Here is a 13,831-nt window from a genome sequence, read left to right on the forward strand (position 1 = left end):
TTCGCGTCTTTTTTATGTCTTTTATTCAGCGGATTAGCGTTGATTTACGCTGGTTTGCAAGGGCTGTAACGGGCGAACCTGCACCTGTTTGATCATATTGTCCTGCACATCGAGAATTTCGACTTCGTAATCTTCAATGCGCAAACTGGTGCCGATAGTCGGAATATCTTCCAGCACTTCCAGAAGCATGCCGTTGATGGTTCGCGGCCCGTCGGCAGGCAGATGCCAGTTAAACGCTTTGTTCAGCTCACGGACGTTCGCGCTGCCTTCAATCAGTACAGAGCCGTCGCTTTGGGGGGTGACTTCTTCAGCCAGCGTAGGCGACATCGACGTTGTGAAATCACCGACGATCTCTTCAAGAATATCTTCGACGGTCACCAGCCCCTGAATATCACCATATTCATCGACCACAATGCCCACTTTCTTTTTATTGCGCTGGAATTTCACCAGCTGAATGTTCAGCGGCGTACCTTCCGGAATGTAGTAAATCTCGTCCGCAGCGCGCAGCAGGTTTTCTTTGGTGAATTCTTTCTTCTCGGTCATCAGGCGATACGCTTCGCGTAAACGCAGCATGCCGATCGCATCATCAAGCGAGTCGCGGTACAGCACAATGCGGCCATGCGGTGAGTGCGTGAGCTGGCGGATGATGGACTTCCAGTCGTCGTTAATGTCGATGCCGACGATTTCATTTCGCGGCACCATGATGTCATCAACGGACACTTTTTCGAGGTCCAGAACGGAAAGCAGCATGTCCTGATTGCGGCGTGAGATTTGCGAGCGCGATTCATTCACGATAGTACGCAGCTCTTCTTTGCTCACGGCATCACTCAGGCTGGCCGTGGTTTTGATACCAAACATACGCATCAGCAGTCGTGAGAGACTGTTCAGGATCCACACCAGTGGCATCATGATTTTTTGCAGCGGGCGCAACAAAATGCTGCTCGGAAAAGCAATGCGTTCAGGATTGAGCGCTGCGAAGGTTTTCGGCAAAACTTCGGCAAACAGCAGAACCACGAAAGTCAGCACGCCGGTCGCAATCGCGACGCCGGCATCGCCATACAGGCGGATACCCACAATGGTTGCCAGAGCGGAAGCAAGAATGTTGACCAGGTTGTTGCCGATGAGCACGAGGCTGATCAGCTGGTCAGGGCGTTTTAACAGCTTTTCGACGCGACGCGCCGCACGGTTACCCTGTTTGGCCAGGTGACGTAACCGGTAACGGTTGAGTGTCATCATACCGGTTTCGGAGGCTGAAAAATAAGCCGAAACCACCACCATGATGATCAATGTGATGATCAGGGTTGTTGTCGAGACGTGCTCCAACGGGTATTCCTTTTGATTAGTGAACCATGATTTGCTGGATCAGGCGGCTGCCGAAATAGGCAAGTGTCAGTAAGATGGCGCCTGCCATGCTGAACCATACCACGCGGCGGCCACGCCAGCCTTCGTGATAATGACCCCACAGCAGGACGATATAAACGAACCATGCCAGTATCGATAAGACGGCCTTGTCGATATTCTCCGGGCTGAACAGGTTGTTCAGATACAGTAATCCGGTGCACAGCGTCAGCGTCAGTAAAATGACGCCAATCTGGGTGATGTGAAATAATTTACGCTCGATGGTCATCAGCGGAGGCATATCCGCCGTGAACGTCAGCCGTTTGTTCTTCAGCTGATAATCGAGCCACGCCAGCTGAAGCGCGTACAATGCGGCAATCATCAGCGTGGCGTAAGAGAACAGTGCCAGGCCGATGTGCACCAGCAAGCCTTTGCTTTCTTCCAGATGCGTGATGAATTCGCCCGGAAGGAAAGTGACAAACGCCAGGTTGATCAGCGAGAAACTGTAAACAATCGGCAAAATAAACCAGCCACGGTTGCGTGACGCAACAATGGTCATCACGGTGCCGATGATTAAACTCACGACCGAACCGATGTTCACCAGACTCAGGTTCTGCCCGGTGCTGACGTCGAAGATGCGTTCCTGCAATGCGACCGCGTGGCAAACCAGTGCCACGACAACAGAAACCAAGGCTAACCGCCGGTATGCGCTGTTCTTCCGGATAATGCTCGGAATGATCAGTGCAAGGCTGAGCAGATAGGCCAACATGGCGACGAGAGCAAAAACTGACATAGCGTTTCGGTAGCATCGAAAAGTGAATGAGAACCGCAGTATAACGTTACCCGCGTCACGCTCCAACCTATCTGAGATGCCAAAGCAGAGATCGTCCGCGCTTCGTGTTATAATCCCGCAATTACGTCGCAAAAGCGGCCTGTCATTACGTTGAGCAAGAGACGATGTTTGAGAATTTAAGCGATCGATTGTCGCGCACACTGCGCAATATCAGCGGCCGCGGGCGGCTGACCGAAGAAAATATCAAAGAGACATTACGTGAAGTGCGTATGGCGTTACTGGAAGCGGACGTTGCGCTGCCGGTCGTTCGCGACTTCATCAACCGGGTGAAAGAGAGCGCTGTTGGCCATGAGGTCAACAAGAGTCTGACGCCGGGTCAGGAATTCGTCAAAATTGTCCAGAAAGAACTGGAAACCGCGATGGGCGAGGCTAATGCCGAGCTCAACTTAGCGGCGCAGCCACCGGCTGTCGTTTTGATGGCGGGTTTACAAGGTGCTGGTAAAACTACCAGCGTCGGTAAACTGGCGAAATTCCTGAAAGAGAAGAAAAAGAAAAAAGTGCTGGTGGTCTCCGCCGACGTTTACCGCCCTGCGGCGATCAAACAGCTGGAAACCCTGGCGCAGCAAGTTGAAGTGGATTTCTTCGCATCCGATGCGCAGGAAAAGCCGGTGGATATCGTCACCCGCGCCCTGCAACAGGCGAAACTGAAATTCTACGACGTTCTGATTGTCGATACCGCCGGCCGTTTACACGTCGACGAAGCGATGATGGACGAAATCAAACAGGTTCATGCCGCGATTAATCCGGTAGAAACGCTGTTTGTGGTCGATGCCATGACCGGCCAGGATGCGGCGAATACCGCTAAAGCGTTTAACGAAGCGCTGCCGCTGACCGGTGTGATCCTGACGAAAGTCGACGGTGACGCCCGTGGCGGTGCTGCACTGTCGATTCGCCACATCACCGGCAAACCGATTAAATTCCTGGGTATGGGTGAAAAAACCGATGCGCTGGAGCCGTTCCACCCGGATCGTATCGCGTCCCGCATTTTGGGCATGGGCGACGTGCTTTCTCTTATCGAAGATATTGAGAGCAAAGTTGACCGCGCACAGGCTGAGAAACTGGCCAACAAGCTTAAGAAAGGCGATGGCTTTGACCTGACCGACTTCCTCGAGCAGCTCAAGCAAATGCGTAATATGGGCGGCATGGCGAGCATGATGAGCAAATTGCCGGGCGTGGGTCAGTTGCCTGACAACGTCAAATCTCAGATGGATGACAAGGTTCTGGTGCGTATGGAAGCGATCATCAACTCGATGACGATGAAAGAACGCGCTAAACCAGAAATTATTAAAGGTTCCCGCAAGCGCCGTATCGCGCTGGGTTCCGGCATGCAGGTGCAGGACGTTAACCGCTTACTCAAGCAGTTCGACGATATGCAGCGCATGATGAAGAAAATGAAGAATGGCGGCATGGCGAAAATGATGCGTGGCATGAAGGGTATGATGCCACCAGGTTTCCCGGGCCGTTAATCGACATCACTGTCTATATATCAGCCACATAGGCGGCTCATGCAAAATGCGGTCTGGGCTCTTTACGCTTTAGATTGCTTTTTGCGCCAAAATGAGTAAAATTTTCGGGCTTTTTATATTGCAACCAGACCCCGTTCCCCGATGGGGTCTGGTTGTTTTATTAACTAAAGAGGATGTTATGGTAACAATTCGTTTAGCACGTGGCGGCGCAAAAAAGCGTCCGTTTTATCAAGTAGTAGTGACCGACAGCCGCAACGCTCGTGACGGTCGTTTCATCGAACGCGTAGGTTTCTTCAACCCATTGGCTTCTGGCCAGGCTGAAGCACTGCGTCTGGACCTGGATCGTATTACCCATTGGGTAGAACTGGGTGCAACCGTTTCTGATCGCGTTTCTTCGCTGATCAAAGACGCTAAGAAAGCAGCTTAATCTGTCGCGGTGGTGGCAATGAGCAAGCAATCCAATCCAGTGGTACCCGCTGAGCCGTTAGTACTCGGCAAAATGGGTTCAACATACGGCATTCGTGGTTGGCTCAGAGTGTTTTCATCCACCGAAGACGCTGAAAGCATCTTCGAATACCAGCCATGGTTTATCCAGCGTGCCGGTAAGTGGCAAGTTGTCGAGCTGGAAGGCTGGAAACGCCACACTCAGGACCTGATTATCAAAGTCAAAGGCGTTGATGACAGGGATGCAGCGAATCTTCTGACCAATTGCGAAATTGTTGTTGATTCAAAGCAGCTACCTCCACTGGAAGACGGTGACTATTACTGGAAAGACCTTTTTGGTTGCCAGGTAGTGACAACTTCCGGTTACGAACTGGGCAAAATCATCGATATGATGGAAACCGGTTCTAACGATGTGATGGTAGTCAAAGCCAACCTGAAAGATGCCTTCGGACTCAAGGAGCGGTTGATTCCGTTCCTCGATGGGCAGGTTATCAAGAAAGTCGATCTCACTACTCGCACTGTTGAAGTAGATTGGGATCCTGGTTTTTGACCTCCGTAACGTTTACTGATGTAAACAACGATGGGTTGAGCGATAAAGCATTCGAAAGGGGTAGGCTATGTGGATTGGTATAATTAGCCTGTTTCCTGAGATGTTCCGCGCAATCACCGATTACGGGGTAACTGGCCGGGCAGTTAAAAATGGCCTGTTGAGCGTAAATTGCTGGAGTCCTCGCGACTTCGCATACGACCGACATCGTACCGTGGACGAGCGCCCTTACGGCGGTGGTCCCGGCATGCTGATGATGGTGCAACCTTTACGGGAAGCTATTCATGCAGCAAAAGCAGCGGCAGGCGAAGGTGTGAAAGTGATTTATCTTTCACCTCAGGGACGCAAACTGGATCAAACCGGTGTGTGTGAACTGGCGGCTCATCAGAAAATTATTCTGGTTTGTGGTCGTTACGAAGGGATTGATGAGCGCGTAATCAAAACCGAAATTGATGAAGAATGGTCAATTGGCGATTATGTTCTCAGCGGTGGAGAGTTACCGGCAATGACTCTGATTGATTCAGTTTCCCGCTTTATACCGGGCGTTCTGGGTCGTCAGGCTTCAGCAGAAGAAGATTCTTTCGCTGACGGATTGCTCGATTGCCCCCACTATACCCGCCCTGAAGTGTTGGAAGGCATGGAAGTTCCGCCAGTTTTACTGTCGGGAAACCACGCTGATATACGTCGCTGGCGCCTGAAACAGTCGCTGGGTCGAACCTGGCTTAGAAGACCTGAACTTCTGGAAAACCTAGCTCTGACTGACGAGCAAGAGGTGTTGCTGAGAGAGTTCCAAAAGGAACATCGACTCAGTCAACAAAACTATGAAGGGAACGCTTAAGCGTTACGCTGAGCCCTCCCGATATATCAGTTTACCTAGGGTAAGAGACATATTATGAGCAATATCATTAAACAAATCGAACAAGAGCAGATGAAGCAAGACGTACCTGCATTCCGTCCAGGTGATTCCCTGGAAATTAAGGTATGGGTCGTTGAAGGTTCTAAAAAGCGTCTGCAGGCATTCGAGGGCGTGGTTATCGCTATTCGTAACCGCGGTCTGCACTCTGCATTCACTGTTCGCAAAATTTCTAACGGCGAAGGTGTTGAGCGTGTATTCCAGACTCACTCCCCAGTAATCGACAGCATTACTGTTAAACGTCGTGGTGCCGTTCGTAAAGCTAAACTGTACTACCTGCGTGAGCGTACTGGTAAGTCAGCTCGTATCAAAGAGCGTCTTAACTAAGGTATCGCTAACGCGACATCGACTAGTTAATAGAGAACAAGGGGTTAGCCATCGGCTAACCCCTTTTTTTGTGTTCAGTGGCGGCAAATTGACTACGCAGCAGGGCGCTGGCTGCCGGGTTTTGAGATGACCCGGGCGACGGATTCGTGGGTGGCAAACGTGCAGCTGCATTCAATATTCTGGCACTGATGATAACGTTCCTTGGTTGATTCACTCAGGTAGCGGCTAGAACGGGTATGAGCGACTTTTCCACACAGCGGGCAATGCATCATAAAAACCTCCGGCATGACAGGTAAGCGATGAGGTCATTATGAAATCCTTAACTCGCAAATGCAAGTTATAATTATGATATTGAAGATTGGTAAGTGATATCTGCAATATATAACTTCAAATTCAATGTTGTGGTAAATCCGTTGGTATTGATTTCATGCTGTGCTGAATCAATAATCCAACGCGTACCATCAATCACATCCTTGAAACCTTTCACATTAACCGGCGTTTGTGCGCTCAGATCTGCACGTCCAAGCGCCAGGCGGATAGTGAAGGTCGCAGCGTCATTCTGGATTTGGTTAAACACAGAATCTGCAGCCCGTTTTGCGGTTTCCTTGTCAGGGTAAATTTTATCCAGTTGGAGAATATTTTGCCCTGAGCCAGCCGTATAACTAGCCCCGGCGGTTTCTTTATCCTGACTGGCTTTACGTTTGAGGCCGACGTTGCTGGTGGTCGCTGTTTTGACGTCATGCCATTGCGCCTTCACGCCGTCATAGGCCTGTTTATCCGGCAGGGAAAAGAGGTATTTATCCCCGTCGCTGCGCTCAATGGTTCTCCACGGCAAAGCCTGGCCGGACGCGGTACGTCCGACGCTGGCTTTATAGAAAATGATTGCGCCGTTCTTGACTGTCACCTCAGCACCGTAGCTTTGCGCCAGTCTTGTCAGGAAATAGCTGTCGGCTTCGTTAGTCTGATCGATGTGCGAAATTTTGATGCTATCAAGATCCGCCGGGATCACCGGAAGAGGGTATTGATTGCGTGCGGAAATGATGCGGACAATTGCCCCCAGCGTGTAATCGTCATAAGACTGGCTGAGTTTGGTCGAAAAAGAACCCCGAAAATCCGCACTGCGAGCGGTTACAGTGATGATGTCCGGCGCGCCGGAATACTTCACCGTGTCGACAATAAAATAGCCGCAGTCGTATAACGCCAGCTTCGACCACCCCAGATGCAAATGCAAAACGGTTCCCCGTGCTGGCATCTGCAATCGGCCATCGCTGTCGTCGAAAGTCAGGTCCAGAGTATCTGCCTCAAAACCGCTGTTATCCTTCACCGATAACCTGATGATGCGGCTGGAGATATTCTCTTCCAGGACTTTATTTTTTACTGTCAGGGTAAACGCCGGCGCAATGCGCGCGCCAGCCGGTAACTGATAATCGGTAATCATAGTCAGGCTCCGTGAATGAAGTTGCTGACTGATGAACTGGCCTTGTTAAAAAGCCCTTCGGCCTGAGCCAGCAGATCGCCAAACATGGCCGCCTGGGATTCATCGACGCGTTTTAAATTAACCGAAAAATTGATGCTCCGTGCCTGGCCGTTCGAATTAATCTGGGTGTTATCGTGTGTCATGCTCTCGATGATAAACATGCCGTATATGGTTCCGCTGCCTTCGATTAAAGGCCATGCCCGCCCGGACTCGGCCATGGCTTCTAAAGTTTGCAAATAGCTTATTCCACCGGTGACTTCCGGCAAAAGCAGCCCGCTGAGTTTCATCGACTCCTTCCCCAGCCCCAGAAACTGGGACACCGGACGTTGTCCGATACGGGTATTTTCCTGCCAGTTGTAATTCACAATCCGGCCAAGCGTCTGATAGGGAAGGGTGTTTAATTTAAAAACGAACAAACCCAGTGACATCATCATCCGTAAAACCCTCCATTAGTAAACTGGCTGTATCCGGCGTTGGTGGCGTTCCATTCCCGCTCGTTCATGGTGTTTGCGATAAGCTCGCGAATTTGATTCTGATCGGTGTCCGGCGTAGCGGTGAAACTGACATTGACGGTAGTTGCGCGGTTGTCGGTCAGATTATTCGCCACGCTGTTTTTTGCGGGCTGATACATGCCCAGAACGCCGCCCGTAGGGGAAATGCTTTCCACCGGTGGCGTTGAAATATCCGGGGCTGCGCCCGGTTCGTCGCCGCCGAAAATGGAATCCCACCCTTTTTTAGCCCAGCTAAAGATTTCGCCGATCTGGGAAACCGCCTTGTTCAGCGTGACAAAAACTTCACCGATGGCAATGCCGACATCTTTGCCTATATTGGTGTAGCGGCTCAGTTCGTCCTGACTGAATTTTATCGGTTCGAACAAATCGGTGATCCAGCCCAGCGCGCTTTTGAAAGGTGCAAACGCTTCACTGACCGGCCCCATCACGGAACTGAAGCCTTCAATTATGCCGCCAACAACGGCACTGATCGGCTCCCAGAGTTTCACGACAGCAATGCCAATACCGGCTATCAGCGCGATGACGGGCAGAAGTGGAAGCCCGATGGCGGCGAAAGCCGCGGCAATCGCGCCGCCCGTGCCGGTAAAAATGGTGCCCAACAGACCGGCACCGGCGATCAGCATATTTACACCACTCAGAACCGGCGCAATGATCGCACCCAGTGAGCCTAATCCGCCGATAATTCCGGTGACCCCTAATGCCAGCCCGAGAAGTGAACTCACCAGCTGCGGATTATCAGTGATCCAGGTATTGAGCGTGGTTAGCCATCCGGCAGCCGTCTGCGTCAGCTCGCGCAATGCAGAGTTCTGACCTTCGAACAGGTTGATGCGCAGCGTATCCCAGCCTGCGAACAGCTTTTTGACGTCGCCATCCAGATTGTCGCCTTTCACCGTCACGGCCATTTTTGCCTCAGGCGTGGCGCCATTCAGTTCGCCAGGCGTTTGTGCCAGAACCTGATCGGCATTCATGCCTTTTGCAGCCAGATCTTTTTGTTTCGCCACGACTTCAGAAGGCGCATGGCCGGAAACCGCCATGGAAAGCCCCTGCTGGCGCAACGCAGCAATGCGCGGATCGCCATTTTTCAGCCGGAGGAGAGACTGCACTTCAGAAAGCCCGGCCTCAAAATCTGCGCCGGGTTTGAGAACGCTTTTAGCCAGCTCGAGCTTCGGCTGTGCAAATGCGAGCGCCGACGAAGCCGCGTTTTTGAGCTGCCCGGTTTGCTGTTCACGCTTCTTGTATTGCTGCCCGATTTCCAGCCCTTTTTGTTCGATCAACATTGGTCGTTGCTGTCGGCGTTGCTCCCTTAACTGTTCTTTTGCAGCTGTTTTTACGCCGCGATAGGCCTGTTTTTCCGTGGCTTTATCCGGTGCGAAAACCGACTCGCGGAGCGATAAAGAAGCACCAGTGATATCTTGCGACATCGTGGTGAATAAATTCTTGTCGGGCACGGTCGTGTAGGTCTGCCAGACATTGGCCGTCGCCTTGCGCAGCGACGCCAGCTCGTCGTTCATTTTTCCCAGCGTCGTGGGTAATTGTTCGAGATTACTCATCAGTTTTTACTCCGCTGCGTTGCAAAGCCTTATGCCGCCAGTTCAGGAGCTCCGTCAGCGACATGCCGCCCATTTCGGACGGCGGCCAGTGGAAGATCACCGCGATGTCTGCCATCAGGTCATCGACGGTGAGACGGGGCGCGATTTTTACGCCTCCGGTTTCGGTGATAAAAAACCAATCACCTTGCCTGCCAGCGCAATCAGGTCCGGCAATTCAAGGCGCGCGCACTCTTCTTTGGTCAGATTGGGCATCGTGATGCGCGGCAAAATAGTGATTAACGCGTCAACATCCGCATTGGCCAGTGCCGCAAGGCCGATGCCGCGCAGGCTGCCCGCGTTCGGTTTAGTGACCTTGATTTCGGTGATTTCGGTTTCACCGCGTTTTAGCGGAACATCCAAAATGACGGTGTTGTTTTCAGTCTGGCTCATGAGTTTTCCTGTTGAAGGAGAGGAAGCCGGCAAGGTTCTGCCGGCGCAGGGAAGGGAATTACAGGCCGAGCGCGGTGCGGTGTTCCGCCAGACGGTCAACGCCATTGACGATTTCCACCATATTGACGGTGTCGATCTCAATCAGCTCTTTGCCGTCGATGGTCAGCTTGAAGTAAGTACACTGCGTGGTGACTTTGGTTTCAGTGTCTTCGCCCTGTTTGTATTCGCCGAAATCAAACTCTTTGTGGCGGCCACGCATCATCACTTCAACCGCCGAAACGTCGCCGGTGTCGTCACGTTGCAGGGAACCGGCAAAGCGCAGCGGGATATCCGACGTGCTGCCCCATTGCTGTAAAACCAGTTCATCCAGTCCGCCGATAGACCATTCCAGCGTCAGCGCGTCGTCGTCCAGACCGAAGTCCACGGCGACCGAACCGCTCATGCCGCCGCCGCGATAATTCTCCAGCTTGCGGGTCAGTTTCGGCAGGGTCAGGGAAGAGACCAGGCCCAGATAGCTGTTCCCGTCGTTGAACAGGTTCAGGTATTTCAATTTCTTAGGAAGTGCCATGAGTTATTGTCTCCTTAGCTGTTTACGGACGCGGCGAAATTCACCAGATAAGAGTCGGTGATGCGCTGGCGCAGGGTCAGATCTTCCAGTGGAGGAACCGGGGTGTAGTCGTAATCGATATACAATTTGCCGGCTTTCAGGGTTTCAGCGGTGTTTGCCGTTTCGTCGTACCAGCAGTCGCCGTCGATGATGTAACCCGCTGATTTCATTTCCCGCATTTTGGCTTTGATGCCATCGATCATGTCGCGGACCAGCGTCGGGGTCATCGGTTTATCGACTGCCCACATGTGCGCTTCGGCCATGGTATCGGCCAGAACCTGCGCAGTGCGGGTGTAGTTTTCGAACAGGAACAGGGTGTCATCGCTACAGGTACGGTTGCCCCAGAAACGGAAGCCGTCTTTGCGCACCAGAGTGGTGACGCAGGCTTCGTTCAGCAGATCGGCATCAGTGCCGCTAGCCTGCAAATCCCAGAAGACGCTGGCAGAAAGGCCGGTAACACCGTTGACGCCCACGTTGGATAACGTTTTGTGCCAGCCGGTTTCCTGGTCAATTTTGGCGCGCAGGCCCAGGGCTCTGGCGGTGGCATAAGCAACGTCAGACTGGCTGGTGGCAGTATTCCAGTTTACGAAATCAGGCCAGATCAGCATCAGCTCGCGCTGGCTGAAGTTGTCGCGATACTTGATGGCATCGGAAATAGTTTTTGCGCCATACACGCCGACATAGCCGAAAGCGCGCAGCTGCTGGCAAACGCCTGCCAGTGCCGTGGCAACGGCCTGATTATCCAGCCCCGGAACGCCCAAAATACGCGGCTTCACGCCGAGTTCTGCCTGTGCGGAAAGCAGCGCTTTCATGCCGGTGTAGCGGCCGTTGGCATCGGAACCGCCGATAATATTGGTGGTTGTTTCTGCTTCGTTTTCACCTGTCGCGACGCGAACCACGACGGTGACCGGTTTACATTGATCGGCAATCGCCAGCAGTGCTGCACGCAGCGTACCGGAAGTGCCCGCTTTACCGCTGGCGGCCAAAACGTCGGTGATCAGAACCGGCGTGTTGAGGGGAAATACAGTGGCATCCGCATCTTCTGCGGTACACACCATGCCGATAATTGCTGTTGAAACGGTGGAAATAACGCGGGTGCCGTCGTTGATTTCGACGACGCGTACGCCGTGATGATAATCAGCCATCAGGTCGACTCTCTCTGTTGTGGGTGGTGAAGCAAGGATGCCGGTTCACAAAAGAAAGCGCATTCGATGGCAGGCGTGGGAGGAGTGGCACAACAGAGCGGGGTATTTGTTTGAACCAAAAAAATAAAAAAGCCCCCGAAGGGGCTGAGGTCAGGCCGGTATTTCGGGCCAGGTGATGTCGGGGGCGGTGGATAAATCAAGCCGGTTGAGCTGCACCCGGTAAGTTTTCCAGGCTTTGAGAAGAGTAAGTTCCTCTTCAGTTGCATCGCCAATATCTAAGGCGTCTTGCAAGGGAGCAATTTTTAACATCGCATCTGCCATTAAGCCAAAGAGGATGGCGTTCGCCTGAGTTATCAGTTCGGCTGGAGTGTAAATTCGCTCAGAAATTTCACCGTTCTTAAATACCCAGCGGCCAGCGAGAGACGATACATCGAAGGTGTCAGGAACGGCGTCAACCTCCGCCACGCTGGCAGACATGGGCCAAAGTGTGGAAACGTCATAACTTGCAGTGGTGATTATTCCATCAAGATCAAAAACGACTTTTAACGTGTTGCTTTTGAAATCTTTTTGCAGATCGTACCAATCATTACCCTGCTTATCACAAATAAATGAAACGCCGTGAGAAGTTGATAGCTCTGTTTCCGCCTCGGTGAGATTTTCTCGCTTCGAGAACGTGCCATAAACTTTAGCTTTCATGAGTAGCCCACCGTATACCAGTTATTATTGATTAATTTTTGAAGCTGACGAATTCGGATCCAATAGTTTGAACTCCCCGCATCCTTGAAAGATGTCATAACGCCACCATCAATGCGCTCATTGTTAGAACGTTCTTGGTACTCCGCAGAGGCTGCGAAACGCATATCCTGAACAATGTTGGGCTGAGGATTATTAGGGCTGTAAACACGCTGCCCTTGTTCGTAAATTCCCAGTGATGAATAAATATTTCCATTGGCTGATATACCACCAGGACTTCCGAACGTGCCATCAATCGAATCAAAAAACCATGTTAACGATGCACCGCTGTCACTAACAATATTTACGGCACCCTTGGCAAAGTGCGGCTCACCTGTAGTGTAAGCGCCGAAGCTAATTGCTGTGCCGTAACCATAGGTGGCGGTTTGAATCACGCCTTTAATAATCGGCGCATATGAGCTTGCGTTTTGTGGGGCGATATACCCGTAAGGGACGAGGAAGGGGGCGAAGGGTTGTTTGTATTGGTTGGCAAAGCTTCCCACCCCCTCCCATATGCCGGCCTTAATGCCGTAATGAGACGCGTTATTCAAATACCCGACATCACCGCCCGCTATGGGTACTGCTCCGGTGTCTTTGGCGGTGGGTTTGTTTGTCTCACTGTAAAGCGCGCCCATTGGGGTGTTATCCACCTGCGCAATTAGCTTGCCACCATTCCAGCCGAGCATAATTTTGTTTGACGTCATGTCCTGACCGCCACCCTGTTGCACAGCCCCGACATTAGCGGCTGTGATTCCGATATCCGCCGTACCATCAAACGCCACTCCCGCAATTTTTCTTGCTGTCGCCAGCTTAGTCGCTGCAACAGCAGTCCCGCCTGAGGGGAGGCGGCCGTTGGCATTATCATTTGCAGATTTCGCCAGGTCATAGGACGTTTTCACCGCTTTCGGTGTTGCTGCCAGAACTTCACTGGCGCTGTCGACCGCACTGCTGAGCTGAACGAAACCTTTATCCGTCAGCGTTCCGTCCGGGTGTCGACGTGATGCTTCGTGTTCGGCCAGCAGGTTATTGACGTATTCTTCGGTGGCGATGACCAGTGTATCGTCGATCGTCAGGGTTACCGCATCGGTGTCGGTGACCGTTATCACCATGCGCAATGTCTGGGTGCGACCGGAGCCTTCCTCGAGTGTCGGTTTATAGCTGTCCGCCATATTGCTGACCGCGATCAGCTCTCCTTCGGATGAGAACAGGCCCATCTCGCGCATCCAGAAGCCGCCGACGCTGGCGGGAATAATCGCTTCGGCGATGATCCAGTTAGCATTTTTGTTGTCGGTCTTGATGGAGTTAAGTGGCAGACGATACGTTTCGTGCACCAGTGCCGTCTGGCTTGCGGAAGGCGTCGTTGCGTTGCCATTGCCGTCGCCCACAGCAAGCTGGGTAATATTGACGTCTTTTCCGCTCTCGATGGCTGACGCAATCCGCGCCTGTCCGAGAGCGGTGACGACTGATTTAAATTTGCTCATAAAATTCCTT

Annotated in this window: 17 protein-coding genes; 5 read left to right on the top strand and 12 right to left on the bottom strand. The window is 52.2% G+C overall.

The genetic code is table 11. The features are described from left to right. Positions 1-33: 33 nt before the first annotated feature. Both KWG64_RS09535 and KWG64_RS09540 read right to left on the bottom strand, forming a co-directional pair. Positions 34-1,323, bottom strand: a complete 1,290-nt coding sequence (locus KWG64_RS09535) for an HlyC/CorC family transporter (protein ID WP_152323998.1) — start codon at positions 1,321-1,323, stop codon at positions 34-36. A gap of 16 nt (positions 1,324-1,339) precedes the next feature. Next, on the bottom strand, positions 1,340-2,131 hold the full coding sequence (locus KWG64_RS09540; protein WP_195816464.1) for an inner membrane protein YpjD: 792 nt from the start codon (positions 2,129-2,131) through the stop codon (positions 1,340-1,342). 164 nt (positions 2,132-2,295) lie between these two features. Here KWG64_RS09540 and ffh point away from each other — a divergent pair, with 164 nt between their 5' ends. The 5 genes from ffh (at position 2,296) to rplS (ending at position 5,888) form a co-directional block, all read left to right on the top strand. After that, positions 2,296-3,657 carry a signal recognition particle protein gene (gene ffh, locus KWG64_RS09545; protein WP_218521775.1) on the top strand — a complete coding sequence of 454 codons (1,362 nt, stop codon included), beginning with the start codon at positions 2,296-2,298 and terminating at the stop codon, positions 3,655-3,657. Positions 3,658-3,835: 178 nt separating this feature from the next. Continuing rightward, a complete protein-coding gene (gene rpsP, locus KWG64_RS09550; protein WP_152324071.1) occupies positions 3,836-4,084 on the top strand; it encodes a 30S ribosomal protein S16 in 249 nt (82 codons plus the stop codon). An 18-nt stretch (positions 4,085-4,102) separates the two neighbouring features. Then, the gene (rimM, locus tag KWG64_RS09555; RefSeq protein WP_152323996.1) at positions 4,103-4,651 is read left to right on the top strand and encodes a ribosome maturation factor RimM; all 549 of its coding nucleotides are present in this window, start codon (positions 4,103-4,105) and stop codon (positions 4,649-4,651) included. A 67-nt stretch (positions 4,652-4,718) separates the two neighbouring features. After that, on the top strand, positions 4,719-5,486 hold the full coding sequence (gene trmD / locus KWG64_RS09560; protein WP_104924473.1) for a tRNA (guanosine(37)-N1)-methyltransferase TrmD: 768 nt from the start codon (positions 4,719-4,721) through the stop codon (positions 5,484-5,486). Between the two features lie 54 nt (positions 5,487-5,540). Then, on the top strand, positions 5,541-5,888 hold the full coding sequence (gene rplS / locus KWG64_RS09565) for a 50S ribosomal protein L19 (RefSeq protein WP_013574038.1): 348 nt from the start codon (positions 5,541-5,543) through the stop codon (positions 5,886-5,888). Positions 5,889-5,980: 92 nt separating this feature from the next. On the opposite strand, the gene KWG64_RS09570 is transcribed toward rplS, so the two are convergent. The 10 genes from KWG64_RS09570 to KWG64_RS25645 form a co-directional block, all read right to left on the bottom strand. Beyond that, positions 5,981-6,160 (bottom strand): ogr/Delta-like zinc finger family protein, encoded by a 180-nt coding sequence (locus KWG64_RS09570; RefSeq protein ID WP_104924474.1) that lies wholly within the window; start codon positions 6,158-6,160, stop codon positions 5,981-5,983. Between the two features lie 71 nt (positions 6,161-6,231). After that, on the bottom strand, positions 6,232-7,326 hold the full coding sequence (locus KWG64_RS09575; RefSeq protein ID WP_218521776.1) for a contractile injection system protein, VgrG/Pvc8 family: 1,095 nt from the start codon (positions 7,324-7,326) through the stop codon (positions 6,232-6,234). Between the two features lie 2 nt (positions 7,327-7,328). Then, positions 7,329-7,799: a phage tail protein gene (locus tag KWG64_RS09580; protein ID WP_218521777.1), complete on the bottom strand. Its 471-nt coding sequence runs from the start codon at positions 7,797-7,799 to the stop codon at positions 7,329-7,331. Next, entirely contained in the window at positions 7,796-9,427 is a 1,632-nt protein-coding gene (locus tag KWG64_RS09585; protein WP_218521778.1) for a phage tail tape measure protein, read from the bottom strand. The genes KWG64_RS09580 and KWG64_RS09585 overlap by 4 nt, the downstream gene beginning before the upstream one ends. Next, entirely contained in the window at positions 9,420-9,542 is a 123-nt protein-coding gene (locus KWG64_RS09590; protein ID WP_104924478.1) for a GpE family phage tail protein, read from the bottom strand. Before KWG64_RS09590 ends, KWG64_RS09585 begins: the two co-directional genes overlap by 8 nt. 32 nt (positions 9,543-9,574) lie before the next feature. Next, entirely contained in the window at positions 9,575-9,856 is a 282-nt protein-coding gene (locus tag KWG64_RS09595; protein WP_218521779.1) for a phage tail assembly protein, read from the bottom strand. A 58-nt stretch (positions 9,857-9,914) separates the two neighbouring features. Further along, positions 9,915-10,424 (bottom strand): phage major tail tube protein, encoded by a 510-nt coding sequence (locus KWG64_RS09600; protein WP_152323991.1) that lies wholly within the window; start codon positions 10,422-10,424, stop codon positions 9,915-9,917. A 14-nt stretch (positions 10,425-10,438) separates the two neighbouring features. Then, positions 10,439-11,608, bottom strand: a complete 1,170-nt coding sequence (locus tag KWG64_RS09605) for a phage tail sheath protein (RefSeq protein ID WP_218521780.1) — start codon at positions 11,606-11,608, stop codon at positions 10,439-10,441. A 150-nt stretch (positions 11,609-11,758) separates the two neighbouring features. Beyond that, positions 11,759-12,304: a tail fiber assembly protein gene (locus KWG64_RS09610; protein ID WP_218521781.1), complete on the bottom strand. Its 546-nt coding sequence runs from the start codon at positions 12,302-12,304 to the stop codon at positions 11,759-11,761. Next, complete coding sequence (locus KWG64_RS25645; RefSeq protein ID WP_255562141.1) at positions 12,301-13,821, bottom strand: phage tail protein; 1,521 nt, start codon at positions 13,819-13,821, stop codon at positions 12,301-12,303. The genes KWG64_RS09610 and KWG64_RS25645 overlap by 4 nt, the downstream gene beginning before the upstream one ends. Between the last annotated feature and the right edge of the window lie 10 nt (positions 13,822-13,831).

This window comes from Rahnella sp. PD12R (assembly GCF_019200965.1).
GTDB classification, from domain to species: Bacteria; Pseudomonadota; Gammaproteobacteria; order Enterobacterales; family Enterobacteriaceae; genus Rahnella; species Rahnella laticis.